We start from the raw sequence: 25043 nt of genomic DNA, 5'->3' as shown, positions 1-25043 counted from the left end.
GATAAATTGTTGTATCGGAAGATTTTATGGGCGCTGCCCAAACCCGCAATTTTTGAAAAAATTGAGTAAACTTTTTTGTTTTTTGGAGGATAATTTAGCGTTAGCTAAATTTCAATGTCCGACCGACACTCCGCTAAACCATAATTTCCCGAATTTTTATTATAAAACCGAATTTTAAACTTTAACGAATCAAAACACCCGATTACGGCAAAAGTGTAATCGGGTGTTTTATCATATAATCTTATTAAAAATTACTTTTTAAATCCGTCTTTAAGTGACACACTGCGGTTAAATACAAGGTGTTCGGGTGAAGAATCCTTATTGTCTACGCAGAAGTAGCCTATTCTCATAAACTGGAAGCTCTGCGGAGCAACAGCGGTTTCAAGGTTTTTCTCTGCCTTACAGCCTGTAAGAACTTCAAGTGACTTCGGATTAAGGTAGTCAAGGAAGTTTCTGTCGCCTGTATCGGGATCGGGTACTGTAAAGAGGTTATCGTAAAGTCTTACCTCTGCATCTGCGCAGTTGTTTGCGTCAACCCAATGGATTGTACCTCTTACTTTTCTGCCGTCAGGTGTGTTGCCGCCTCTGGTTTCGGGGTCATACTCGGCATAAACCTCTACCACATTGCCGTCCTCGTCCTTTTTACAGCCTGTGCACTTAACAATGTATGTCGATTTAAGTCTTACCTCGTTGCCGGGGTAAAGGCGCTGATACTTTTTGATTGGCTCTTCCATAAAGTCATCAGCTTCTATAAAGCACTCTCTTGAGAATGTTACGGTTCTTGTACCGTCCTCCGGTCGGTTCGGGTTGTTTTCAACCTCAAACTCCTCAACCTTACCCTCCGGATAGTTTGTGATAACGAGCTTTATAGGGTGGAGTACGCACATTGCACGCTTTGCGTTCTCATTTAAATCGTCACGAAGGCAATGCTCAAGAAAACCGTACTCAACGATAGAATTTACCTTTGATACGCCGATCTGCTCCGTAAACGAACGGATAGACTTAGGAGTATATCCTCTTCTTCTAAGTCCGCAGAGTGTAGGCATTCTTGGGTCATCCCAACCGCTTACATAATTCTTTTCAACAAGTTCACGGAGTTTACGCTTTGACATAACTGTGTTGTTAATGCCAAGACGGGCAAACTCAATCTGACGAGGCTTGTTAGGAACGGAAATATTGTTGATAACCCAATCGTAAAGCGGACGGTGAGCCTCAAACTCAAGTGAGCAAAGGCTGTGAGTGATACCCTCGATAGCATCTTCAATCGGGTGCGCAAAATCGTACATAGGGTAGATGCACCACTTGTCGCCTGTACGGTGGTGAGTTAGACGGTTAATTCTGTAAATAACAGGGTCACGCATATTAAAGTTGCCTGACGCAAGGTCAATTTTTGCACGGAGCGTCATTTTGCCGTCCTCAAATTCGCCTGCTTTCATTCTTGCAAAAAGGTCAAGGCTTTCTTCAATCGGTCTGTCACGATACGGGCTCTTTGCCGGTGTTTGTGTATCGCCTCTGTTTTCTCTCATCTGTTCGGGTGTGAGTTCGCATACATATGCAAGTCCCTTTTTGATAAGTTCAACAGCGTAATCGTACATTTGGTCAAAGTATTCCGATGCAAAGTAGAAACGGTCTTCCCAGTCAAAGCCGAGCCACTTGATGTCCTCTTTGATAGCGTCTACATACTCTACATCTTCCTTTGTAGGGTTTGTGTCGTCCATACGAAGATTGCAGATGCCGCCGAATTTCTCGGCTGTGCCAAAGTCAATGCAAATAGCCTTTGCGTGACCTATGTGGAGGTAGCCGTTTGGCTCGGGAGGAAAACGGGTGTGTACCTTTTTGCCCTCAAATCTGCCGCCCTCGGCAATATCTTCTTCTATGAATGTATAAATAAAGTTACCGCTTGGTGTTTCGGTAGCCTCTGTGTTTTTTATCTCGTCTGCCATATATATCCCTCTTTTGCCGATGTATTACTTATTCTGCAAGTATTGCCATACCTTTTTCAAGTCTTGCAAGTGACTCATCTCTGCCGAGAATGTCAAGAATTTCAACAGCACCGCCCGGTGTAACTGTTTTGCCTGCGGCCGCAATTCTTACAGGCCACATTACCGTGCCGTTTTTAAGCTCTTTTTCGACAGCCATATTAATAAGGCAATCGTGAATTGAAGTTTCGTTCCATTCAGGCATAGCCTTTAATCTGTCATAAGCCTCTTTCAAAACTACGGGTGAATTTTCAAGATTTGTCTTGCTCTTTTTATTTACGAAAAGTTCCTTTGTGTAACTCGGCAATTCTGCAAAGAAATCGAGCATTTCAGGAATCTGTGTAAGCTGTGTTGTACGCTTTTGGAGTATTGCCGCAAACTTTTCGTATGGCATCTGTTTGTCGCCAAATACCTTTTTATAGTAAGGCATTGCAACCTCGGTGAATTTTTCAGGGGTCATAGCCTTGATGTATTCGCCGTTAAACCAAGAGAGTTTATCGTAGTCAAATACAGCGGGTGACTTGCTGATGCCGCTTATGTCAAATGCCTTTTCAAGCTCCTTAAGAGTGAAAATTTCCTGATTGTCTTTCGGGCACCAACCGAGAAGTGCAATATAGTTAATGATAGCTTCCGGTAAGTAACCCTCGTCAATCAAATCATAAAAGCCTGTTGCACCGTGACGCTTTGAAAGTTTGGATACATTGCCGTCAGCATCCTTACCCATAATGAGCGGGAGGTGAATATAAGTAGGAATTTCCCAACCGAATGCCTCGTAAAGGAGATTGTACTTAGGTGTTGAGCTAAGGTACTCACAGCCACGGACAACATGAGTAATGCCCATTGTGTGGTCGTCGATAACATTTGCAAAGTTGTATGTCGGGTAGCCGTCTGTTTTAATAAGAATTTGATCCTGCAACTCTGTATTTTCAACAGTGATTTCACCGAATACTGCGTCAGTAAAGGTTGTACTGCCCTCAATCGGCATTTTTTGACGAATTACATAAGGAACGCCCTCGGCAAGGAGTCTGTCGATTTCTTCCTGCGGAAGATCACGGCAATGTCTGTCATAGCCGCCGCCGACTGTTTCGTTCTGGATTTTTTCAAGGCGCTCTTTTGAGCAGAAGCAACGGTAAGCCTTGCCCTCTTTTATAAGCTGTTCGGCGTAAGGAAGATACATATCCTTTCTCTCTGACTGAACATAAGGGCCAAAGTCGCCGCCGAGGTCAGGACCTTCGTCGTGTTGAAGTCCTGCAAGTTTTAAAGTATTATAAATAACATCAACCGCACCGTCAACAAGTCTTTCACGGTCGGTATCTTCGATTCTCAAAATAAATTTGCCGTTTTGGGATTTTGCAACAAGGTACTCGTAAAGAGCGGTACGCAGGTTGCCGACATGCATAAATCCTGTAGGACTTGGAGCATATCTTGTACGAACTGTAAGCTCAGGCATAGTTTTACCCTCTCTCTATAAAAATTAGCTTTATTCTTTATTATATCAATAATGGCGGTACTTTTCAATATTTTTAACCGCTTTTTTTGGTTGATGCATAAAAGTTATGTGTGTGGACAATGCACGCTGACAGTTAAAAATTATACAGCCTTACTTAATATCTCGCAAAAACTCAATATTCTCATACGAATGTTCAACTTCTTTTGAGTACAAGCCGATTATTCTGTGTCTGTCATCAGCAGTCAAGCTGCCCTTTTCGGCAAATTTATACATCTGTAAAATATATGCCGATTTAACCGCAAGTGCCGTTAAATCAAAACATTCCGTAACATCATAGCTGTCTATTGAGTTTAAAAAATATCTGAAAATATAGTAATAAATCAGGTTTTTATACTCGTATTCGTAATTGCGTATGTATTCTCTGAATTTCAGAATATCGTCTTTATTCGGCTTATATTTGCTTGCGCCCGTAAGCAGATGTTTCCATTCGGCGGTCATTATGTCAAGCTGTAACAGCAAATTTACAGTTTGACCGTACTCTTTTATAAAACTATCCTCTGTAATCACAGCGGATTTGTAACAGATTCCGTCAAATTCGGACTGAACCTTTAAGCAAATTTGATATATGCCGTTCAGACAATCGAATATATCGTTATCCGTATTTTTCAGTACCGCAAATATTTTTTGCCTTGCACCCAATAACAATTGCATTACCGAAAAATCATAATCGCACGGCTCGGCATCTTCTCTGTTGTCTGCGGTAATTATTTTATCCATTGCACCGTTTTTCAGCATTAATCTTAGTGCTTCGGGACAGGCAAGCGAGAGTATTTTTTCCTGAAATTGCGAATAATCGAGCGTTATCCTCGGAAATCTTTTGCAGGTTTCGCAAAGTGCGTTTTCGCCCATATTTATATAAATATCGCAGAGCATATCTTTATTCCAGAACGGGCAACGGTTGTTGTTAAGAGTAAAAATCCTGTCGCCGTCAGCGTCAATCGTCATTACACTTCTTAGTTTTTCTCCGAATGCCCCGTCTGCGTTTTTATATTTTATATAGCTGTCATCGTCAACCACAACATCCCATTCTTTGCAGCAGCTGTCGGGACATTTGTCGGCTATACATTTAAAATCTTTGTAAAATTCGTGGTAAGCGGTTTTCATAAATACAACCCCGTTGTAAATTGTCAATTTATTTATAGTTTGGCAGAGTGTTTTATCGGATAATTATAAAAGTTTGGTCAACCTTTTATTATTACTCCTTATAGCACAACTCCCGACTGTAACTTTCGTTAAAGTCGGGAGTAAAAATTACATCTCTGTGATTATCTCATTTACAGTTTTTCCCGGAGGAATCATAGGAAGTACATTCTGGTCCGGACTGATTCTGCAATCAACGAGTACAGGCTTATTAAGAGCAAATGCCTTTTCAAGTACAGGCTTAATATCTTCTTTTGTGTTAATTCTCATACCGTCAATACCAAAGGCATTGGCAAGTGCGACAAAGTCGGTTGCACGGTGCGGGTCGGTCTGTGAGAAACGGTTGCCGTAAAACAACTTCTGCCACTGACGAACCATACCGAGAACTGTGTTGTTCATAACAAGGATTACAACAGGCAAGTCGTATGATTTCATAGTAACAAGCTCGTTTAAGTTCATATGAAAACTTCCGTCGCCCGTAACAAGTACAACTCGCTTGTCGGGATAAGCTGTTTGTGCGCCGATTGCTGCGCCCATACCAAAGCCCATTGTGCCAAGTCCGCCCGAAGTAAGGAGTGTGCGTGGTGTCTGTGCTTTATTGAACTGCGCAACCCACATCTGATGCTGTCCTACATCGGTAGCAACAATGTCATCGTCACTCTTTATTTCATTGAGTGCGCCGAGAATTTCTTTCGGCTGCGGATACTTGTCGTCGGCAGGAATTTTATTATCAAGATAATGTTTCCATTCGCCGAGAGTTTCAAGCCATTCTGCGTGATTCTGCTGTTCCATACCGTCGCAGAGTGCCTCAAGTATATATTCAAGGTCACCGAGCACATACTCGCTTACCTTAACATTTTTATTGATTTCTTTTTCGTCAATTTCAAGCTGTACAATTTCAGCCTGTGCGCCGAATTTATCTCTGTCGCCCGCAACACGGTCAGAAAATCTTGCACCGCACGCAATAATAAGGTCGCACTTGTCGGTAGCCATACCTGTTTCATAGCCGCCGTGCATACCTATATTACCCATACAAAGCGGGTGGTCGGCAGGAATACAGCCAAGTCCCATAAGCGAACAGCAAACGGGAATATCTGTAAGCTCTGCAAATTTTTTGAAAATTTCCGTTGCGTTTGCGCTGATAATACCGCCGCCTGCATATATAATAGGCTGTTTGGCATTTCTTATCATATCCTGAACTTTTTTGATTTTTTCGGGATTTTTAATGCTTACTCTTTCAACTTCTTTAGGCTTTACAACCTCAAATTCGGTTTTGTTTGCGGTAACATCCTTTGGTACATCAACCAAAACAGGACCTTTTCTGCCTGATTGGGCAATTTCAAAAGCCTTACGGAGAGTAGGAGCAAGGTCTTCGACTTTTTCTACAAGGAAACTTGCTTTTGTGATTGGCTTTACAATGTTTACAATATCAACTTCCTGAAAACTGTCCCTGCCAAGTTGGTCGGTAGTAACATTACCTGTGATTGCAACAACAGGTATACTGTCGATATTTGCGGTAGCAATACCTGTAACAATATTAGTGGCACCCGGACCTGAAGTTGTAATTACAACACCTGTTTTGCCTGTAGCTCTTGCGTAACCGTCGGCAGCGTGTGACGCACCCTGCTCGTGAGCGGTAAGAACATGGTTGATTTTGTCGCTGTACTTATAAAGAGCGTCATATGTATTAAGAGCCGCACCGCCCGGATAACCGAATACGGTATCAACTCCTTGCTCTAACAAACACTCACAAATAATTTCTGCACCTGAAAGCTGCATTTAACCTCTCTCCAATCCTCTTTATATGGCTTACAAATCTATTATATCAAAATGCCATCAGATTTAAATTCTTTAAATATACGTTACCTTTTATTTTACATAATAACAGCAAAAAAGTCAATATTTTTATAATTATAAGATGTTTGTTGCAAAAAGTTATAAATGAATATTAATTTATAAAGACAAAAAGTTTGATGTTAAAATTCCGATAAAAATAATAGGCTTTAGGCTTTGCACGGGTTTATAAAATTCGATAATGGTATCAATCGTGTTTGTGTATCTGAGATTCTGTGGCACAGGTTTTTCAAGGTCAATCTTTTTGTCGCAGTCCCATATATTCATTTTCCGGTCATAATAGTCTGTTTCTTTAAACATAAAAGCTCTTTAAAAGTGATAATAAAAAAAGTGTATCATACAAAACAAAATAAAACAAATTAGTTTTTCACGAAAAAACGGGATAATTTGTTATTTTATGTAACAATCATATACTATAAATTGCTTAAAATTAGTAAAAACACCCACAAACAATTTTGTTTAATATTGACATAATGGTAAATATATGAGAAAATATTAATGCAAAATTTTACAAAGGAGTATTTAACAAATGAACAATAAGATGTTAAAAAAAGCAGTATCGGCATTGCTTGCGGTTGTTGCAGTTTCGTCTGTTGCAATCAGTGCGTCTGCGTATGACATAAATAAATACGATTTAAACAGTGACGGAATTCTTGATGTGCGAGATGTCACCTACCTGCAAAACGCCATTGCAAACGGCGATAATATTGACGGCAAAGCCGATTTTGATAAATCGGGCACTATAAATGTAAACGATGTTACCTATGCGCAGAATATTATAAACGGCAGTTTTTATGTAAAACCTGATTTTAAACTTCAGTCAAATTCAAAAAGCAAGCTGAATTTTAAGAGCGTATACAGCGGAGCAGACAGCAAGTATCCGAACAATGCTTACCATCCAAAGGTTGTGGATATGGGCAAAAAATGGAACGGATACCGCTATTGGCTGTCATACACACCGTATCCGAACGGAAACGATAAGTACGAAAATCCGACTGTTGTCGGTTCAAACGACCTTATAAATTATTCGGAAATCAAATTTTGCGAGGGTATTCGAGATGATTACAAGGCAGGGGTAAGGTTTAATTCCGACTCCGAGCTTGTGTATAATCCCGACAAAAACCGTTTGGAACTTTTTTGGCGATATACAGATTACGAAAAAAACTATATGGCTCTTTATATGCGTTACTCATATGACGGCAATAAATGGAGCGGCCGTACACCTGTGTATGAAACCGATAACCGCAAAAAATACGATATGGTAAGTCCTGCAATCGTTTACGAAAACGGGACTTACGAGCTGTGGTATGTAAACGGCTACAAGGTTTGGTACAAGGAGTATAAGGACGGTGTTTGGTCGGACAGTGCGGTGACTGCATTAACTTACCCGACAACGACATATACATGGCATATTGATGTTGAAAAAATTAACGGAAAATACGAACTTCTTGCTTGCTCGACCCAAAATAAATCAGACCGCAAGCATATGAGCCTTTACCACTCAACATCGTCAAACGGCTTTGATTGGAGCGAAGCGCAGGTTGTGCTCAAACCGTCGTCCGATCCGTCAAATTGGGACGGCGGCGGACTGTACCGTTCGGCTTTTATTTATACAAACGGTAACTATATAGTGCTGTACAGCGGAAGAAACGACAACGGCGATTTTGGCACGGGACTTGTATTCGGCGACAGTATGAATAAGTTGCAAGGTACAGACCTTGACTTTATCGGCAATCAGAAAACCTCGGCAGACAAGCTGTGGAAATATATAAATCAATAAAAGTGGGCGAATTTATGAAAAAATCAATTAAGGCGATGTCCGTCTTTATGTCGGCAGTGCTTACCTTAGGCTCACTCGGCGCAGTATCGCTGACAGCAGGCGCTCAAGAAAGCATTGGCACTGTCACAAAAATAACAAGCGGTGACTTTGTTTATACCGTAGAGGACAATGTCGCTACCATTGTGGATTACACAGGCTCGGCAAACGCACTTGTAATTCCGCAGACGATAGACGGCCGCAAAATCGTACGCATTGGCGACTATGCTTTATCTAAAAAAGCAAAATTAAACAGTGTTGTTGTGCCGGAGTCAGTCGAGAGTATCGGCTCAAGTGCTTTTGAGGATTCTGTTGACCTCAAAAAGGTTACTCTGCCCGACGGCGTAACCAAAATCGGACCTTCTGCATTTTACGGCTGTTCAAAATTAACAACGGTAAATATTCCTGCCAAATTAGAGGAAATTGATGATTACACATTCAGCGGCTGTACTCAGCTTACAGATATAAAACTCTCGGAGTCGGTTACTTATGTCGGTGAAAGCGCATTTGAAGGCTGTTCAAACCTAAATTCAGTAACGCTTTCCGAAAATACAGAAACAATCGGCGATTGTGCTTTTTGTGAGTGCGACTCACTTTACAGTATAAATCTTGAAAATGTAAGTCAGATTGGCGCAGGCGCCTTTGTGTATTGTTCAAATCTCGATGATATTGACCTTACGAACTGCTCGCTTATAGGCGAAAATGCGTTTTTCGTATGTCAAAGCCTTATTAATATAAAATTTCCCGACTCTATATACTCAATTCCGCAAACTGCCTTTGAATACACTCTTTGGGAGCAGAGTGCTCCTGACGGTGTGCTTTATGCAGGCGACTTTGCATACAAGATAATCGGTGATTTTACAGACAGCACATTGACATTTAAAGATGGTACATACGCAATTAATGACGATTTCCTTTCTTATAACGAATATGTTAAAAAAATCAATTTGCCCGACAGCCTTACAAGTATCGGTGTGTCCGCTTTTGAGGGGTGTTCCGCACTTAAAACAGTAACAATCCCGGATTCCTGCGGAGTGCAGGCAATGGCATTTTACGGTTGTTCAAGTCTTACAGACATAAATTATAATGAAACTGCGGTATGGACAGCGCCGACTGCATTTGTAGAAACAGCATGGTACAACAGCCAGCCCGACGGTATTGTATATCACGGCAAATCAGCTTGTGCATATAAGGGCGACTTTAAGGCAAACGAAACTATAAAAGACGGTACGGTTGTTGTGGCTGACGGTCTTTTCTACGGTGACGAGGAACTGACAAGCATTGATATAGCCGACAGTGTAGAGTACATAGGTAGTATGGCTTTTGAGGAATGTATAAATCTTAGAGAGGTAAAACTGCCGAAGAGTTTATATACAATTTGTGAAGAAACATTTTACGGCTGCGAAAGTCTTGAAAGTATCACTTTACCCGATGTTGTAAATATCGGTGAGTCGGCTTTTGCACATTGTATAAGCCTTAAGAATATCGTTATTCCGGAAAGCGTGGAATTCGGTATTGACGACAGTGCATTTTTAAACTGCACTTCACTTCAGAAAGTAACCGTTAACGGAAATATTCAACAGATTGGTTCTGCAGTATTTATGAACTGCGAAAATCTTAAATCAATTAACATTCCGAAAAGCGTTGAATCAATCGGCAATGATGTGTTTGAATTTTGCGATAATGTAACAATCAAATGTTACGAAAATTCATATGCTCACGAATACGCAAAAACAAACGGCATTAATTATTCGCTGATTTTTGATGAGAGAGAATTCGGCGACATCAACAATGACGGCAAAGTAGATGTAAACGATGTAACTCATTTGGAGAGATATATTGCAGGCTTTACCGATGAGAGCGGTGCACCGATTATTCCTGACAGCGACCTTGGCTATGCGGATATAACAGATGACGGCACAATTGATTCAAGAGATGTTACAGCTTTGCAGATGATACTTACAAATAAGTAATCGGATAATTTATCCCAGCATTTAACAGAAATCATAAAAATCCCCCGAAATCATTTATACGGATTTCGGGGGATTTGTTTTATTTGATTTTTTTAAGAGTGTTTTTTATGAAATACTTTAGCTTTGGCATACTGTGCAATTTTTTTACGCAGGCACTGTATCCTTTTGAAAGGTATATCTGCCAGAATAAATCGCTTTTTGACGGCTTGTCAAAAGGCTTTTTTAAAGGCGCTTGTGACATTGCAAGGTCAAGCGGAGTTTCTATATAATTGTAAAAATTTTTAATTTTTTCAAAAGTTTCTTTACCTTTTTCCGTATTTACAAGCGTCAGAGAAACACCCTTAAAGTCTTGAAATTGCGGGTACTTTTTTTCCAGTCCCCAAAAGTCGGCAAGTGAAATATCGCCTGTTCTGTCAGGGCAGGAAAATTTACACGAATAACAACACTCACGCAAATCAAAATTTTTGATAAAGAATGAATAATAACTGTCGAGCGGGGCAATGGAACTGTATATTTTTCCGTTTTCAAAGTGAATCAGCATATCCTGCACACGGTTCTTTATGGCTTTGCCTCTAAAATTGACCGAAACTACTTTGCTCTTGTATTTCTTTTCAAGATATGCAATGTAATCCTCAAATACTTTCGGGCTTGGTACGCCGTGACATACAATATCTATGCACAATAAATTTGAATACGGCTTTTTTAAATATTTTCTAAGACCTTCAACCTGACAGGATGTTCCGCTGAACAGTACCGCTTTGCCTGCCTCAAGGTCTTGCTTTACCGATTTAAAGACCGAATTAACATTACTTTGCAGATATTTGGAAGTTTTCAGCCTTTCAAGTTCCTGCATTGTTGTGGCTCTGATATGCTTTACCTTAAAGTTTTCGTCAAAAGCGGCTCCGTAAACCGAACCGCCGTTATTTACGGTCAACTTTGCTATTTCAATAAAAGCGCCGCCGGAAGAACTTGTTTTTCTTTCTTTTTCGTTTGTATGTTTTAACGCATATGCTTTTTGTTCAAACTTAACAGGTTCAAATTTATTTTGAATAGGGCATACGGTTTTGCACATTCCGCATTCTACACATATATTGCCGTCAATTTTAGGATATAAAAAACCTTTTTCGTCGGCAGCCATATTAATTGCATTTTTAGGGCATACGGCAGAACAGGCAGAACAACCGCAGCATTCGCTTTGTGTTTCAAAAAGAGTAATCATATAATCAGACCTTTCTTTTTACCATTCCTTTAATTCTTTTTATTACCGCCATAAATACTTTGCGTTCAAATATAAATCCTGTTATCGCAACTACCAGACAAGCATAAACAAAAACTATTAACGCCCACAAAGCCCATACAAAGAAGTTCGATGCCGACGGAGTAAAGAAGAAGAACGGCAGCATAATAATTCCGAGCTGAACAAACATTCTTATGTATCTTTTTAATGTAAGACTTACAGGAAGATGTGTGACATTCTTCGGAATAAATATCATAAGGTCAATTGTTCTGTAAATATCGGAAATACAAGCGGCAATTAAAATACCCGTAAGTCCCCAAAGATTACCGAGAATGATACCCGGAATAATTATAAGCAAAGCCTGAATAGTTGTCTGAATTCGGGTTTCTTTGTAAAGCCCCGCTGAAATAACAAGCATACCCTGCGGTGTTTTCATATTATAAAGCAATCCGTCAAGGGCAAATAAAAAGCCTATAATAGGAACATTGTAACTTATATCGGTTACGCCTTTTGTGTAGATAAGTACAAAAGGTACTATCATTACGGCGGTTACGGAGTAGGCAACTGTTATCAGCGAATAATACGCAAACGAAAATTCACTGTATGATTTTTGCAGAGTTTTTGTTTCTCCTCTTGCAATTACATCGCCGAAAGAAGCGGAAAGACCTGATATGAATATACTTAATACACCGTTAATTCCCGATATAACCATATTGTATATTGAATATACGGAAACGGATTTAAGAGAAGTAAGCATTGTGGCAAGTACAGTAGGAGCACCTTTTTGAATTGTTCCTAAAATTTGCAGATAAAGTGCGTACCAACGCTTATTGAGTGCGGTTTTGTCAGGTGTTTCCTTATAATTTATATATTTATAGTGATGCTTTACATAAATCTGTAAAATCAATGAGCGCACATACATTGCAAGAATAGCAAGGGCATAAACAAGAACTACATTTACTTTAAAAGTTGAAAGAACAACAATAATTACAGTGTTAAGTATGATATATACCGAAGACGCTATTGAAATAACATAGGTTCTCTGGTCAGCGGTAAGCAAAACTCTGTATTTGGATAAAGTGAAAAAATCAAGAAAGCCTTTTCCGCCCAACGAAAGTACAAGTAATCCAACCATTATAGGGGAAAGCGCCGTAGTCGATACCATAAGCGGATATACAATTGCCAATATGCCGACAAGGGCTACAAATAGATAACCTGCCTGAAAGTAAAACTTACGGGCAGCCGAAACAATGGAGTTTATTCTTTTGTGGTCATTTTCGGCAAGAGGCAAATATAACGAGAACACGGCAGCACCGGAAATACCTGCTTCAACAAGTGTAAAATAGTTGATGAACTGTTGAATTGATGAAACAAGACCGTTAATTTCACTGCCGTAACAGGTCAGCATTACTCGTGGCGTAATAAAACCTGCCACCATAATGATTACCTGATAAAAAGCAGTGGTCAGCGAGTTGTGCATAAATTTTTTGGTTCTGCTTTCTGATTTATTCAAAGTTTTCACATCCGTTTACAAGATTTCATTAAAGTATTTTTCCGAACGATTACGCTCAAGATTAAGTACATTTTCAACCGCATTAAAATCAATCGGCTTTTTGGACTCCTCAAAAACATCTTTACATTGTTCCATGGTTCTCTTCATAAGTCCGCAAGCCTTTAAAAGAGCCTCTGCTCTGTAATTGTAGCGGGATAATGTATTAACTTCCGCAAAGAAGTTCTTATGAAGGTTTACAGAGAAAGCTGTGCCGTGGAATGAATTTGTAAAAACATATTCGGCATTTGCAAGGTAGCTTACAAACTCCATAGGTCCTAAACCTCTTAGATGCTTAATGTCAAGATCTCCGTAAAAATCGCTTAAATACAAAAGCTTACAACCTGTTTTCTTGGCAAGTTCCCGTGCTTGTTTTATGAGATTTATCGGTTTTCCGAGTGTATAGATTGCAATGTACTTTTCTTTTATATTTACAGGCGGCAGCACGTTTTCCCAATCGGATTTTGTGAGCAGCAATGTTGGGTCGCAATGCTTTTCGCAGTCAACGCCAATCAGTTCTTTTACCGCTTTTACGCCTGCGTCTTCTCTTACGGAAATTCTGTTCATTCCGTTTAATCTTCTTACATATTCCTCTTTTGCGTGTTCGGGAATACACTCAAGGTTAAAACTTACCGCATAAGAACATCTTTTGCTTTTATCGGATACAAAGTCGAGAAAATAATATTTGTCAAAATGACCGCAGTGATAGTTCCAAAGCTGGTCACTGCCTGTAATGAACAAATCAAAGTCTTTTTCTGCGTCTGCAAGTTCATTGTATGTATAAGGCTTGGTCATATTATTCGCAAGATAGTCCTTTTTGAATTGTGCATACTTTTGCTTTTTAATTTTGTCGGTTCTGTAGTTAAGCACATTGGCTATCTGCTGTTTTATTCCGCCGGAGTAATTGGGATAATCCGGAACATAATCTATAATTTTAACTTCATTACCTGTTTTTTCAAGCATTTTACAAAGTGCGTACATCTGAAGAGAGGCGCCGTGATTAATTGCACGCTGAAATGTTGTTATTGCTATTTTCATAAATTGCTCCTTTGCTGTTCTTGCTCTCTGTCGAATATACTTTTTACAGGATAAAGAGTATATTTAAGGTAAAGGTACATTCCTATGCTCATAAAATAAATTATAAGGTCTTGTGTATAGTGTCCTACATTACCCGTAAGACCGTATATTAAAAACCAAGCCTGAAAATACAGCGAGAAATGATAAATAATTTTCTGTGCAGAGTCCATAACATCGGTTTTTGATTTCAACATTATTGTTTTGATAAATGAGTAACCGATAGTACCTATAACGAGTACAGTACCGAAAACACCGAGTTCTCCGTAAAATTGATAATAAATGCTGTGTGCCTGTGTAGTCCATATGTCAAATCCCTGCTGTGCGGCAAGGACCTGAATATCTGTCATTTTGTTGGCATAGTTTGTAAAAGTACCCAATCCGGTGCCGAACAGTGGGTTGTGGGTATTTATACTTTTGCAAGCGTTCCACAATACATCTCTGCCCGATAAAGCATCGCCTTTTGAATCAAACAATCTGTCAAAAATAATGCCTGCCTGCGGAATAATCATAATGAAGATATAAAACAAAAGTAACACTATACAGCCTGCAAATAAAATTTTAATGTATTTTCCTTTGATTTTATTTACAAGTACGAAAAGTATTGTAGTGAAAAACGGAATGACAAACAATGTACGCTTACCTGTAAGCATAAGCGAAACAATGCCTATAATGAGGAAAACAATGCTGAATTTATCGGCTTTTTTGCGGGAAAACATTTTGCAAAGTTCAATTGCAACAAGAATGTTCATCGCAAATGCAGCCTCGCCTATTTCACCGAGTAAGCCCGAATAATATCCGCGGCTTAATTCGGCCAAAATCATTTCAATTCTTCTTGCTCTTGTTTCGGCAGGGAAAATAAAGCTGAAATATTTTGTAAACAGAGGCTGTATTATAATTTCAAGCAAAATAGTGAAAGCCAAAACTATAGAAACGACTTCTGCTATTTTTATAAATAAAATATAATCTTCTTTGGTAAATCCGGAAATCATAGCCACAAAGCAGCATATATAAACCAACACATAGGGTATGGCGTCTTGCGAGTAATTGCTGAGGGTTGCTCCTATAAACATATAAGCTATAGAAATCAGCCATAAAAGGCTCACTGCATTAAGTGCTCGAAATTTAGTGTTTGCGGCTATAAAAGAAAGTCCGCAAAAGCAAGCACCCGTAATAAGCAGCGGCTTTCTGAATTGCGCCAAAACAGTTACTCCGCCAAATATTACCAACATAAACAGTATGATTGATATAGTGTTAAGTAACCTGCCGAGATTTATGGTTTTGTTAACTTGATGTGATAAAATTCTTTCGTTTTTTGTGTAGTCCATATTTTTTACCTTTTAAGCAGTTTTGCTGCAAATCCTTTACTTTTGATATATGCCTTGTAGAAAGGGAGTCCGAGCTTAACAAGTTTTAACTCAAGAACCTCTTTTTTGCTTGCGTATTGAGCGAAATAAGCCGGAGTTTTTGATTTCAGCAGCTTTTTCATATCACAGGCAAGCTGCCGCATCTCATTATCTCCGTTTTCAAGTTCAAAAAATCCTCTCATATTTGCAAGGTAAACTTTATACAGATTAACTATTGCGTATTCTTTATATTGAGTATATTTTTCATTTACTGTTTGTAAGGTCTTTTGCGCCAAAAGTATTGATGAAGTGTTTTTCTTTGTGTAAGTTGAGTGTATAGCCGAAGAATCCCACACAAGATAAATATATTCTTTTCCGCTGTCAAAGACAACTTTCTTGCTTTCAAGAAAAGCAAGAAACATAAAGAATTTATCTTCGGCAATAACCATACCTTCGGGAAAACGGATATTTTTTATAATTTCCGTCTTAAACAATGATGTCCATACAGCCGTACCGTGGCCGTCTTTATTTGTCAGTATCCATTTTACCGCCTCATCTTTTGTCAGCGAAGAAACGGTACCGAGCTGATGTTTTACGGTGAAGTCGGCATTTGAGCTGTGCTGTTTGATAAAATCCATATGAACAATATCTGCGTTATTGTCGCTCATTACATTGTACATATGTTCAATCATAGTCGGGCAGGCATAATCGTCGGCGTCAAGAAATGCTGTGTATTTACCTTTTGCGTTGTCAAGTCCGTAGTTTCTTGCCGACGAAACACCGCCGTTTGGCTTATCAATAATATTAATTCTTTTATCTTTATTTGCAAGTTCGTTGCAGAGTTTCAGACTGTTGTCTTTACTGCCGTCATTTACAAGAATAATCTCTATGTTGCCGTATGTCTGATTGGTGAGCGATTCTATTGAGCGCTCAAGGCAGTTTTCTGCATTATATATCGGAACAATTACGGATATAAGAGGTGAATTCATACTTTACTCCTGTGCATTTATTTTTTCAGCTTTTGTGCAAGTGACATAAGACCTGTTGCGTGTAAAAAGCCCTTTGTTTTGCCCATAAGCTTATTTTTTGCTTTAATCGGAATAACTCTCTTTGTTACTTCGTCAATCGGAAGCCCCTCGTTTACAAGGCGGAAGTATTCCTCTCTTTTTGGGGTGTAGTCAATTGATTTTACGGCATATTTTCCGTCGTATTTTATAAGAGTGTCAAGGTCTGCGTCAAAAACTTCAAGACAGGTTGACGCTTGTTTAAAGAATTTTGCACCTTTTTCACTGTGTGTTATAACTGCAGAATATCCTTTGTCATCGTCCTTTTTGTTAGGAACAAAGCGTGTTATGTTCCAGCAGTCAAACACGGTGATGTCACACATTCTGTCAACTGTTTTGAAGTGGCAGTCATAGCAGGACGGACGGCACGATACATTAAAGAAAAAACTTTTAAGAAACATATCGGTATTAAGTCCCATTTTCTGGGATTTGCCGTTTTCCATATCTATTTTTATCGAAGAACAATGGTAGCCGTAAACCTTACTTCTGAAATTTACGCTTTTAATATTTGATTTGTATTTTTTTGTAAGATAATCACGGTATAATTTCCATACTTTAGGCGACGGAACCGCATGACATACAAAATCCACAGTTACAAGATTATCATACGGCTTTCTGAGATAAGACACAAGTCCGGCACACTGACAGGGTGTACCCGAAAAAAGAACTTTGTCACCCTTGTCAAGCTGTTTTTTTATATTTTTAAATGTATCGCCCATATAGCTCTGAACATACTTTGAGCCTCTGAACTTTACTGCTTCTTCATTTGTTTTTGCGCTATCGTGAACAACATCAAAACATTCATTGTATGCGCCGCCGTAAACTGTGTAGCCGTTATTGATTGCAAAACGGCTTAACGCAGTAAAAGCACCGCCGGACGAACTGTTCATAAGAACTTCCTTGTCATTGATTCGTGAAACAAAGGCTTGCTGTATGCTGTCCTGCGATATTTCTTTTTTTACAGGGCAGACTTTTTCGCATAAGCCACAATTTATACAGCTGTTCCCATCTACAACAGGGTAGAAGAAGCCCTCGTTGTCCTCTGTCATTGTTATGCAGCTTTTCGGGCAGACACTGCTACAGGCGGTACAACCGCAACAGTCCTTTTTGCTGTTATTATCAATATTAATCATAATTTACTCCCAATAGAATGCAAGTGCTTTGTCAAGGTAAGCCTGGGATTCGCTGCGGATTTTTTCTATACGGCTGTCAACGCCGTCATAGTCGATTTCGTCTGTGATTGTGTTAAGATTACTGCCGTCAAACATTCTGTGTGTAACGCCGAGGTTCTCGCAGATGCTGTATATTCTTGAGTTCTTTGATGTCTTTGACGAATCGGCATAGCGCTTGAAAATCATAAGTTTTTTGTGATAAATCATAGAGAATACCGAGCCGTGGAAAGAGTCGGTACATACATACTCTGCGCCTCTTATAAGGTTGAGGAATTCTTCCGGACCAACCTCAAACGGAGCATAATCGCCAAATCCGACATCTGCCTTGTTGTAGGTATCCATATGGTGAACGGTAACGATTTTAAGACCTGTAAGCTCGGCAAGTTTTTTTGCCTGCTCTCTGTTTTCTTCGCTTTTGCCGAGAAAATATGCGAATATATACGGCTGATCGTACATTCTCTTAAACTTGATTTCTTCGTCCCACTGTTCTCTGGTGAGCAGCATTACGGGGTCGGCTACAACCTGTGCATCTCTGCCCGTAAGCTCTTTGACGATTTTTTGACCTGCATTTTCTCTTACGCTTATGTAGTTTAAGCGGCTTAAAAATGTTTTGTAAAGCTTTTGCTGTCCCTTTGGAATTTCAGAAACGCCGAAACTTGCGGCATATGAAAACTTTGGAACATTGTCAGGAACAAACATAAGGTTGTGAAAGTTGCCGTTGATTCCGCCCGGACTCCAAAGCTGGTCAGAACCTACAAAAACTCCGTCATATGACGCACCGAGTGCCTCAAGTTCGTCGTGACCTATGCAAGGTTTTGAAAGATTTGTAAAGCGTTCCTTTGAGAACTGCGCAAGTTTTGTGTTGCGCACATCGTTCTGATGCTTTACATCTTTGTGGAACATTAAAATAAAACGCTTTTTGTAGCGTAAAATTCTTTCACTGATAAGAATACGGTTGAAAAACAGCGTCCAGATTTTTGCTTCACGCATAAATTTAAGTGTGAATTTCTTTTTATACTGAATTACCTCGCAGTCAATTCCTCTGTTTTTCATTTCTACGGTAGTTGCATAGCTTTGCAGCTGACTGCCGTAGTTGCGCTGTTTGTAACAGCAGCAAAGTCCGATTTTCTTTTTCATATATATACTCCAAATTTCAATGTTGCTTATATTGCTTTTTCAGTTTTATTATGTTGGGTAACATTAATAAATTATGGTTTATCGCACAAGTTAAGCGAAATAATTAAAAAATTTAGGTCAACCAAACTTTTATTTTTTTAACATATGCTTGATTCTGCCTTTAAGCGAAACAGGAACAAGCGACTTTAATTTTCTTTTTAAACTCGGTTTTACATACAGCTTTTGCATTACATAGCTGTCAAAATCTCCGTCAAAGCCGTCGTAAATTGTATCTCTGCATTCGGGGCGGTGAGATGGAGAGGACAGGTTTTTGTTCATTTGTACTGCCTGCTCAACGGTGGAATCAACGCTTTCAATGCAGTTTTCAAGGGATTTCCAGAGTCTTTTGCCCTTGTCTGTATTTACAAGGACGAGTGAAACTCCGTTTTCCGAATAAAACGACGGATTTATGTATTCAATTCCCCAAAAGTCGGCAAGTGTTATATCACCCTGTCGGTCGCAGTTTGCAAAGCGACAGTTGTAGCAGCCCTCACGATAGGTTTTGCAGTTAAGAAAAGCGTTGTAGTATGGGTCGTCAAATCCGCTTCCGCCTTTGCCGATATTATCGGTTTCAACTTCATAAAACAAACCCCAGCCGTGGCGCTTTTTACTTCTGAAATTGTAGCTTTTTACAGGCTCGCCGAGTTTGTTGCCGAGGTAGCAAAGGTATTTTTCAAAAAGTTTTGGGCTTGGCACACCGTGGCACACAATGTCAACGGTTATGAGATTATCAAAATCCTTGCCGAGGAAAGAACGCAGACCTGCAACCTGACAGCCTGTACCGCTGAAAAGTACATTTCTGCCGCCTTTTAATTCACTTTTTACACGGCTGTAAATGCCGGAAAGGTCGCTCTGAACATATTTTGAACCTTGCAGCTTGTGCAAGTCAGCCTCTTTTTCAACGGCAATGTGTCTTGCAACAAGGTTTTCGTCATATGCACAGCCAAAAACAACTCCGCCCTTTTCAAGAGTGCTCTTTGCAAGCGGAATAAAAATACCGCCAGAAGTGCTTTCTTTGGCCTTTTGCGTGTCACAATATTTTGACGCATAAACATTTTGCACACCGTCAGAGTGGGGAGTGGTCATAACAGGGCAATGCTTAACGCACGCACCGCAGTTTACGCACACGCTCTCATCTACAACGGGATACATAAATCCCTCGTTGTTTTCCTTAAAGGTAATGCATTTTTTGGGGCAAATCTGTTCGCACGCAGTACAACCGCAACAGTCATTGCCGAGTATGCTTATATTGTTCATATTATTCCTCGATTATTTTCTTGAGAATTTCGGCAGAACGGGTGCGTTCCGCATTGATTTTTTGATTAACCGCAGTAAAGTCAATAGGAGTGTCGGCAATTTTAAAATCATCGTAGCTCATAAGTATTCTGTCCTCAAGTCCTGCGGTTGCAAGAATACTTCTGTTGCGTTCGCTGTAAACATTTGGCAGAACATCAACAAATTGAGTGTTCAGACCTATGGCAAACGAAGTGCCGTGGAATGAATCAGTAAGGAAATAGTCGGCATTTTTTATATACCACAAAAATTCTTCAACAGGCGGGCAAAATACAAACTTGCCCGGCTTGAATATATGGTGAAAATAAGGGTTTACCCTTATAAGTTTCATATTTTTTCGTTTTGCAAATTCCTTTGAATATGTCTGAAATTCTTTATTTGGGTGCAGTTGATACACAAGAACATAGCTTTCCTTTTTCTCTTTTTTTGGAAGAGTATCAAGCCAATTCTGCGGTGTCATTAAAAATGTTGGGTCAAGCACCTGCTCGGCATCCACACCGAGAGATTTTGCAAGTTCCACACCGCTTTTTTCACGAATTGTGATGTGGTCATAGCGTTTGAGCCACTTTATAATGTTATCTCTGTCCTCGTCACGCACGGTTTTTGTGCCGAAACAGCCTGCATAAGCAATTTTCTTTTTGTCATCGGGTACAAAAGAAAGAAAATATGCAGGGTCGATAACACCTGTACCCACGGTATTCCACACCTGGTCACTGCCTGTCATATAAATATCAGCCTTTGGCAAATTTTCGGCAAGCTGCTCGGGAGTGTTCCATACCTCGTCTGTGAGTTTCAGCATATTGCTTCTGTAAACATCAAAGCGTTTTGTTGCGGCGTCAAATACAGGCTTTTGCGTTACCTTGTACAAAAGCCTTGTAGCTGCATTTTTATTCCATCTTGAAACGGCAAGGTGGGTTTTAGCCTGATTTTCGGGAAGTTCGTCTGTTCTTATGTAATTTATACACACTGCCTCGTGACCGAGTGCCTCAATTGCCTTTTGTGTGGCAAATGTCTGCAGCACCGAGCCGTAGTTTGACGGTGTGTGTCTTGTAATAAAAGCAACTTTCATTGTTGTTTCCTCAATTATTTTTCTGCTTTGCGTGCCTGTAAGGTTCTTTCAATGTAAAAATTTTGCAGCCAATCGGCTGTTTCCTGAATGTCAAAGCCTGCTTTTACAACCTGACTTTGGCAGTCTGTTCTTTTATATGACGAAAGAATGTCGAGCGCTTTATCCGCCCACTGCTCCGCTGTATTTGCAAGTGAAAATGTAGTTACATTGTCGGTTACGATAGTTTCGGGAGTGATTACATCACTCATAAGTACAGGCAAGCCTGCTGTCTGCGCCTCAATTCCTGTAAGCGGAAGTCCCTCCCACAAAGACGGGAAGAGGAACATATCGTATGCCTGATAAACTCTGTTTGTGTCTTTGCGCACGCCAAGGAAGATTACGCTGTCGTCAATGTTCAGTTCCTTTGCCTTTTGACGGATTTCGTCCTCAAGTCTGCCCTCGCCGCAGAGAGCAAGTACGGTGTTAGGATTCTTTTTGTGAATAACACTAAATATTTCAAGCAGGAAAGTATGGTTCTTCTGCTGCATAAATCTGCCCACATGACCGATTACCGTCTTGTCGCCCACACCGAGTTCTTCACGAACTTCTCTTCTTGTCTTTTCGTCAAATTTAAAGCGGTCGGTTTCAATACCGTTCTTTATAAAACGAACCTTACCGTCTGCAACGGCCTTTTTGCCAAAGCTCCATTCTCCGGCGGGAGTTGAGCACATAAACATATCCGTACAATGCTTTTTAATGAAAAGTTTTTCGTAGCGGAAGAAGAAATATTTTAAATTTACAACCGTCTTAGCGTTGTGGCTGTGGGCAATTCTTGTGGGAATGCCTGCCTTGTGAGCGTATTCGAGCGGCCAGAGGTTCAATTCCTGATGAGCGTGAAGAACCTTGTATTCTGGATGATTTTCAAAAACTTCCATACATTCTCTTTTAAATCCTGCCGTTTTGAGCGGATTAAAAGGCTGTGTGCGGAAAATTTTGCCGCCGTAGCTTTTGATTTCAGGCTCGTAAAAGCCCTCTTGCGGACGGTGAACGAGAAAGTCAAATAAAAGCTGTTCTCTGTCAATGTGTCTGTATAAATTCATTACAAGCGTTTCGATTCCGCCTGTATCCATTAAAACTATGTTATGTAAAACTCTGATTGGCTCCATATTTTACCTCTGCTTTATTTTTGCGTTTGTTTTTCATAGGGATAAGAACTCCGTGCACAAGACCGATTGAGCTTGTCACAAAACTCTCCGGTAAAACCGTAAACATTTTATATGCGGTTTTCTTTACCTTGTTTCGTGGGTCTTTCCAAAGCGGCTCGTCCGCCCATGGCGACTCACTCTTGAAATTAAGGTATTTGTCAAGCATAGGGTGGAAGTTGTTTTCCATCCACGGACGGGTACCGTCCATAAAGCAGGTGGTAAAGTGAACAATACATGGATTTTTGATTGCATGGGCAACCTCGTTTTCGCTGTAGTATGAGGTTACTCTCTTTACCTTTTTAAGGTTTTTGTATTTAACATAATAAACCATTGAATATGCGTTGTATTCAAGGGGTACAATGAGTTTTTCACTGCTCGGAACGCAAGCGTTGAGCACTGCCTGGTCAACAAAAGAAAGTTGAGAATGTGCGGAAATGTATTTCTTAAATTCTTCTTCTGTGCCGTCCTCTCTGATTTTTTTGAGGTTGAGCATAATGTTGCCTGCGTTAATATAGGTGTCTTCGGGTTTAAGACCTATTTCTGTTTTGTAGTTGTCGCCTATGCACTCAAGCGCACCGGCAACAGTTTTGCCTGTCATATCGGTGTTCCACAACGGCTCAAGCGATGACATTATCATTGTATCGCAGTCAACATGGATAACCTTTTCTACCCATTCGGGGAGGAGACTTGCCTCAAAAAGTCTGCCGAAGGTGCTTATATTCCATCTGCCTATGTCAATACTTGTGCCTGTAAGTTTTTCAATGTCTGCAATCGGCACAAAGTACAGCGGTCTGTTAAATTCAGCGCAAAGCGTTGTGAATTTTTCTTTATTTTTTTCACTGATATTGTTGTCAATTATAAAAACACTAAGCTCTTTGCACTGCTTATTGTTTTTTAGCAGTGAGTAAAGCGATACGCCCGCAATCGGTGCATAGCTGTCAGAACTTGAATAAACTATGTTCATTTTACCCTCCGTAAAAATATTTTTAAGTCATTATTTAAGATACTTTTCTTCAAATTCCTTAAACGACTGGAGATTTTTGTCTTTATCGGCAAGAATAAGATTTTCAATACCGCCGATTTCGTCAAACGGCCACTCAACGCCAAAGTCTGGGTCGTTATACATAATGCCGTCATCATACTCGCCGTAGAACTTTTCGCCGCATTTGTAAGAAACAACAGACGGCTCAAGCACAAGGTAGCCATGAGCAAAATGTTCGGGAACATAAAGTTCGTTCATATTTTCTTCGGAAAGGTAGAAACCCTGCCACTTTTTAAAGGTAGGGGAGTCGGGACGAAGGTCAACGATAACATCAAAAACCTTGCCTTTAATGCATCTTACAAGCTTTGCCTGCTCGTGTACACGCTGAAAATGGAGAGCACGGATAACACCCTTGTGAGATACTGTGTAGAAAACCTCTGCAAGGTTGTGCTCAAGACCGTTAGCCTCGAAAACCTCTTTTGAGTAATCCTTAATAAATGCGCCTCTTACATCTGTTGCGCAAAACGGTTTAATAAGATATGCACCCTCAAAATCGGTATTACAAAAATCAAACTTCTGAATCATATAAATAATCTCCTTAAAATGTTTCTATTCTGAAAATTAACCCATAATTTTCAGAAAAACGCAGTTTGCATTACGAATATAAAGGGCGAAAGATAATTTTCGCCCTGATTTTTAGTCTACGGACTTAATCCACTCCATAGTAAGCCTTGTGCCCTCTGCAAAGGAAATCTCAGGTTTGAAGTGGCAGTCTGTTTCTATGTCGGTTGTATCAAATGCCTCAAGCGGCATATTTACACCTGTAAACGGCACATCACCGAAAATCGGTTTTGCTTCAGGTGCAAGCTCGTTCTGCATTTCAAGAATGAACTCCTTGAGTGGTCTTGCGTTGCCACTGCCTATTGTGTACTCTTTGTTTGCAATGCCGTATTCGCCGATTGCCTCAAAGGCTCTTGCAACATCGTCTATATAAATGAAATCGTAATTTTGTGTAGCGGCTGTAAACTGTAAAGGCTCGCCTGCAATAATTTTGCGAATTGTTGAATTAACAAATCTCGGCGAAAACTCGCCTGCGCCGTAAGCGTTGGTAATTACCGCCCAGCAAAGGTCTATGTCAAGGCTGTTTGCAATCGGCTTGCAGATAGAACGGGCAATGAGCTTGCCTGCACCGTAAATGTACGGCAAGCCGGGTTTGCTTTTCTGAGTGTAAACCGCTGTATAGGTTTCCTTTTCCATAATAGAACCTGCGTTTACAAACTTTTTGCACTGCATTTTGTCAGCTGTTCTGAGCGTACGGGCTGTCCAAAGCGCATTCTGCAACTGAATGTTCTCGTCGCATCTTAACGGGCCTGCCGAGCCTACCCACGCAAAGTGGTAGAAAACATCAACATCTCTGTCCGAAATCTTGTCAAAGAGAGTTTCAATTTTATCAAGCTCGCAATATACAATTTCAATACCGTCAAGTTTTTCTATGTTGTCGATTTTTTCGTTTTCGTCTTTTACAACGGCAAAAACTTTTACTCCGTCAGCGCAAAGTCTTTTGCATACATTTGAGCCGACAAAGCCGTTTGAGCCTGTTACAATCGCCTTTTTCATCACTAAAC

General features: G+C 40.0%; 20 protein-coding genes. 2 read left to right on the top strand and 18 right to left on the bottom strand.

Annotated elements, in window-relative coordinates; all coding sequences use genetic code 11:
• Positions 1-251 precede the first annotated feature (251 nt).
• From AAAY30_RS06535 to AAAY30_RS06515, 5 genes are all read right to left on the bottom strand, one after another.
• Positions 252-1943: a glutamine--tRNA ligase/YqeY domain fusion protein gene (locus tag AAAY30_RS06535; protein WP_484307856.1), complete on the bottom strand. Its 1692-nt coding sequence runs from the start codon at positions 1941-1943 to the stop codon at positions 252-254.
• A 28-nt stretch (positions 1944-1971) separates the two neighbouring features.
• Positions 1972-3429: a glutamate--tRNA ligase gene (gene gltX / locus AAAY30_RS06530; RefSeq protein ID WP_022234303.1), complete on the bottom strand. Its 1458-nt coding sequence runs from the start codon at positions 3427-3429 to the stop codon at positions 1972-1974.
• Between the two features lie 150 nt (positions 3430-3579).
• Complete coding sequence (fliB, locus tag AAAY30_RS06525) at positions 3580-4593, bottom strand: flagellin lysine-N-methylase (protein WP_186935595.1); 1014 nt, start codon at positions 4591-4593, stop codon at positions 3580-3582.
• Positions 4594-4740: 147 nt separating this feature from the next.
• On the bottom strand, positions 4741-6408 hold the full coding sequence (gene ilvB / locus AAAY30_RS06520) for a biosynthetic-type acetolactate synthase large subunit (RefSeq protein ID WP_295057661.1): 1668 nt from the start codon (positions 6406-6408) through the stop codon (positions 4741-4743).
• Positions 6409-6582: 174 nt separating this feature from the next.
• Complete coding sequence (locus AAAY30_RS06515; RefSeq protein ID WP_301954985.1) at positions 6583-6783, bottom strand: hypothetical protein; 201 nt, start codon at positions 6781-6783, stop codon at positions 6583-6585.
• A gap of 229 nt (positions 6784-7012) precedes the next feature.
• On the opposite strand from AAAY30_RS06515, the gene AAAY30_RS06510 reads away from it, so the two are divergent.
• Complete coding sequence (locus AAAY30_RS06510) at positions 7013-8263, top strand: dockerin type I repeat-containing protein (RefSeq protein WP_302704159.1); 1251 nt, start codon at positions 7013-7015, stop codon at positions 8261-8263.
• A 14-nt stretch (positions 8264-8277) separates the two neighbouring features.
• Positions 8278-10272 carry a leucine-rich repeat protein gene (locus AAAY30_RS06505; protein ID WP_449074313.1) on the top strand — a complete coding sequence of 665 codons (1995 nt, stop codon included), beginning with the start codon at positions 8278-8280 and terminating at the stop codon, positions 10270-10272.
• 79 nt (positions 10273-10351) lie between these two features.
• Here the strand turns inward: AAAY30_RS06505 and AAAY30_RS06500 are convergent, their stop codons facing one another.
• From AAAY30_RS06500 to AAAY30_RS06440, 13 genes are all read right to left on the bottom strand, one after another.
• Positions 10352-11491: a Coenzyme F420 hydrogenase/dehydrogenase, beta subunit C-terminal domain gene (locus tag AAAY30_RS06500; RefSeq protein ID WP_337782100.1), complete on the bottom strand. Its 1140-nt coding sequence runs from the start codon at positions 11489-11491 to the stop codon at positions 10352-10354.
• Between the two features lie 4 nt (positions 11492-11495).
• Entirely contained in the window at positions 11496-13022 is a 1527-nt protein-coding gene (locus AAAY30_RS06495; RefSeq protein ID WP_337782099.1) for a lipopolysaccharide biosynthesis protein, read from the bottom strand.
• A gap of 15 nt (positions 13023-13037) precedes the next feature.
• The gene (locus tag AAAY30_RS06490) at positions 13038-14096 is read right to left on the bottom strand and encodes a polysaccharide pyruvyl transferase family protein (RefSeq protein ID WP_295025792.1); all 1059 of its coding nucleotides are present in this window, start codon (positions 14094-14096) and stop codon (positions 13038-13040) included.
• Complete coding sequence (locus AAAY30_RS06485; RefSeq protein WP_295025793.1) at positions 14093-15460, bottom strand: O-antigen ligase family protein; 1368 nt, start codon at positions 15458-15460, stop codon at positions 14093-14095. Before AAAY30_RS06485 ends, AAAY30_RS06490 begins: the two co-directional genes overlap by 4 nt.
• A 5-nt stretch (positions 15461-15465) precedes the next feature.
• Positions 15466-16467: a glycosyltransferase family 2 protein gene (locus AAAY30_RS06480; RefSeq protein ID WP_295025794.1), complete on the bottom strand. Its 1002-nt coding sequence runs from the start codon at positions 16465-16467 to the stop codon at positions 15466-15468.
• A 17-nt stretch (positions 16468-16484) separates the two neighbouring features.
• Positions 16485-17675 (bottom strand): Coenzyme F420 hydrogenase/dehydrogenase, beta subunit C-terminal domain, encoded by a 1191-nt coding sequence (locus AAAY30_RS06475; RefSeq protein ID WP_499215748.1) that lies wholly within the window; start codon positions 17673-17675, stop codon positions 16485-16487.
• Positions 17676-17678: 3 nt separating this feature from the next.
• Entirely contained in the window at positions 17679-18851 is a 1173-nt protein-coding gene (locus AAAY30_RS06470) for a polysaccharide pyruvyl transferase family protein (protein WP_499215749.1), read from the bottom strand.
• Between the two features lie 129 nt (positions 18852-18980).
• Positions 18981-20147 (bottom strand): Coenzyme F420 hydrogenase/dehydrogenase, beta subunit C-terminal domain, encoded by a 1167-nt coding sequence (locus AAAY30_RS06465; RefSeq protein ID WP_186935579.1) that lies wholly within the window; start codon positions 20145-20147, stop codon positions 18981-18983.
• A gap of 1 nt (position 20148) precedes the next feature.
• On the bottom strand, positions 20149-21252 hold the full coding sequence (locus AAAY30_RS06460) for a polysaccharide pyruvyl transferase family protein (protein ID WP_186935578.1): 1104 nt from the start codon (positions 21250-21252) through the stop codon (positions 20149-20151).
• A 14-nt stretch (positions 21253-21266) separates the two neighbouring features.
• Positions 21267-22397, bottom strand: a complete 1131-nt coding sequence (locus AAAY30_RS06455; protein WP_186935576.1) for a glycosyltransferase family 1 protein — start codon at positions 22395-22397, stop codon at positions 21267-21269.
• Entirely contained in the window at positions 22372-23400 is a 1029-nt protein-coding gene (locus tag AAAY30_RS06450; protein WP_337782097.1) for a glycosyltransferase family 8 protein, read from the bottom strand. The genes AAAY30_RS06455 and AAAY30_RS06450 overlap by 26 nt, the downstream gene beginning before the upstream one ends.
• Before the next feature lie 30 nt (positions 23401-23430).
• Positions 23431-24003 (bottom strand): dTDP-4-dehydrorhamnose 3,5-epimerase, encoded by a 573-nt coding sequence (gene rfbC / locus AAAY30_RS06445; protein WP_302196796.1) that lies wholly within the window; start codon positions 24001-24003, stop codon positions 23431-23433.
• A 111-nt stretch (positions 24004-24114) separates the two neighbouring features.
• Positions 24115-25035, bottom strand: coding sequence for an NAD-dependent epimerase/dehydratase family protein (locus AAAY30_RS06440; protein ID WP_302196797.1), 921 nt, complete (start codon positions 25033-25035; stop codon positions 24115-24117).
• Positions 25036-25043: the final 8 nt, after the last annotated feature.

Origin of the sequence: Ruminococcoides bili (assembly GCF_040093295.1) — a bacterium.
Classification (GTDB): Bacteria; Bacillota; Clostridia; order Oscillospirales; family Acutalibacteraceae; genus Ruminococcoides; species Ruminococcoides intestinale_A.
Note: the sequence above shows the minus strand (reverse complement) of the source record. Positions and strands in the feature narration are given on the sequence as shown.

Coding starts and splice junctions, on each gene's coding strand:
- AAAY30_RS06460 (WP_186935578.1), bottom strand. CDS start 21,252: ATGAAAGTTGCTTTTATTACAAGACACACACCGTCAAACTACGGCTCG.
- AAAY30_RS06455 (WP_186935576.1), bottom strand. CDS start 22,397: ATGGAGCCAATCAGAGTTTTACATAACATAGTTTTAATGGATACAGGC.
- AAAY30_RS06505 (WP_449074313.1), top strand. CDS start 8,278: ATGAAAAAATCAATTAAGGCGATGTCCGTCTTTATGTCGGCAGTGCTT.
- AAAY30_RS06465 (WP_186935579.1), bottom strand. CDS start 20,147: ATGAACAATATAAGCATACTCGGCAATGACTGTTGCGGTTGTACTGCG.
- AAAY30_RS06475 (WP_499215748.1), bottom strand. CDS start 17,675: ATGATTAATATTGATAATAACAGCAAAAAGGACTGTTGCGGTTGTACC.
- AAAY30_RS06510 (WP_302704159.1), top strand. CDS start 7,013: ATGAACAATAAGATGTTAAAAAAAGCAGTATCGGCATTGCTTGCGGTT.
- ilvB (WP_295057661.1), bottom strand. CDS start 6,408: ATGCAGCTTTCAGGTGCAGAAATTATTTGTGAGTGTTTGTTAGAGCAA.
- AAAY30_RS06515 (WP_301954985.1), bottom strand. CDS start 6,783: ATGTTTAAAGAAACAGACTATTATGACCGGAAAATGAATATATGGGAC.
- AAAY30_RS06480 (WP_295025794.1), bottom strand. CDS start 16,467: ATGAATTCACCTCTTATATCCGTAATTGTTCCGATATATAATGCAGAA.
- rfbC (WP_302196796.1), bottom strand. CDS start 24,003: ATGATTCAGAAGTTTGATTTTTGTAATACCGATTTTGAGGGTGCATAT.
- AAAY30_RS06450 (WP_337782097.1), bottom strand. CDS start 23,400: ATGAACATAGTTTATTCAAGTTCTGACAGCTATGCACCGATTGCGGGC.
- AAAY30_RS06470 (WP_499215749.1), bottom strand. CDS start 18,851: ATGAAAAAGAAAATCGGACTTTGCTGCTGTTACAAACAGCGCAACTAC.
- AAAY30_RS06490 (WP_295025792.1), bottom strand. CDS start 14,096: ATGAAAATAGCAATAACAACATTTCAGCGTGCAATTAATCACGGCGCC.
- fliB (WP_186935595.1), bottom strand. CDS start 4,593: ATGAAAACCGCTTACCACGAATTTTACAAAGATTTTAAATGTATAGCC.
- AAAY30_RS06485 (WP_295025793.1), bottom strand. CDS start 15,460: ATGGACTACACAAAAAACGAAAGAATTTTATCACATCAAGTTAACAAA.
- AAAY30_RS06500 (WP_337782100.1), bottom strand. CDS start 11,491: ATGATTACTCTTTTTGAAACACAAAGCGAATGCTGCGGTTGTTCTGCC.
- gltX (WP_022234303.1), bottom strand. CDS start 3,429: ATGCCTGAGCTTACAGTTCGTACAAGATATGCTCCAAGTCCTACAGGA.
- AAAY30_RS06535 (WP_484307856.1), bottom strand. CDS start 1,943: ATGGCAGACGAGATAAAAAACACAGAGGCTACCGAAACACCAAGCGGT.
- AAAY30_RS06440 (WP_302196797.1), bottom strand. CDS start 25,035: ATGAAAAAGGCGATTGTAACAGGCTCAAACGGCTTTGTCGGCTCAAAT.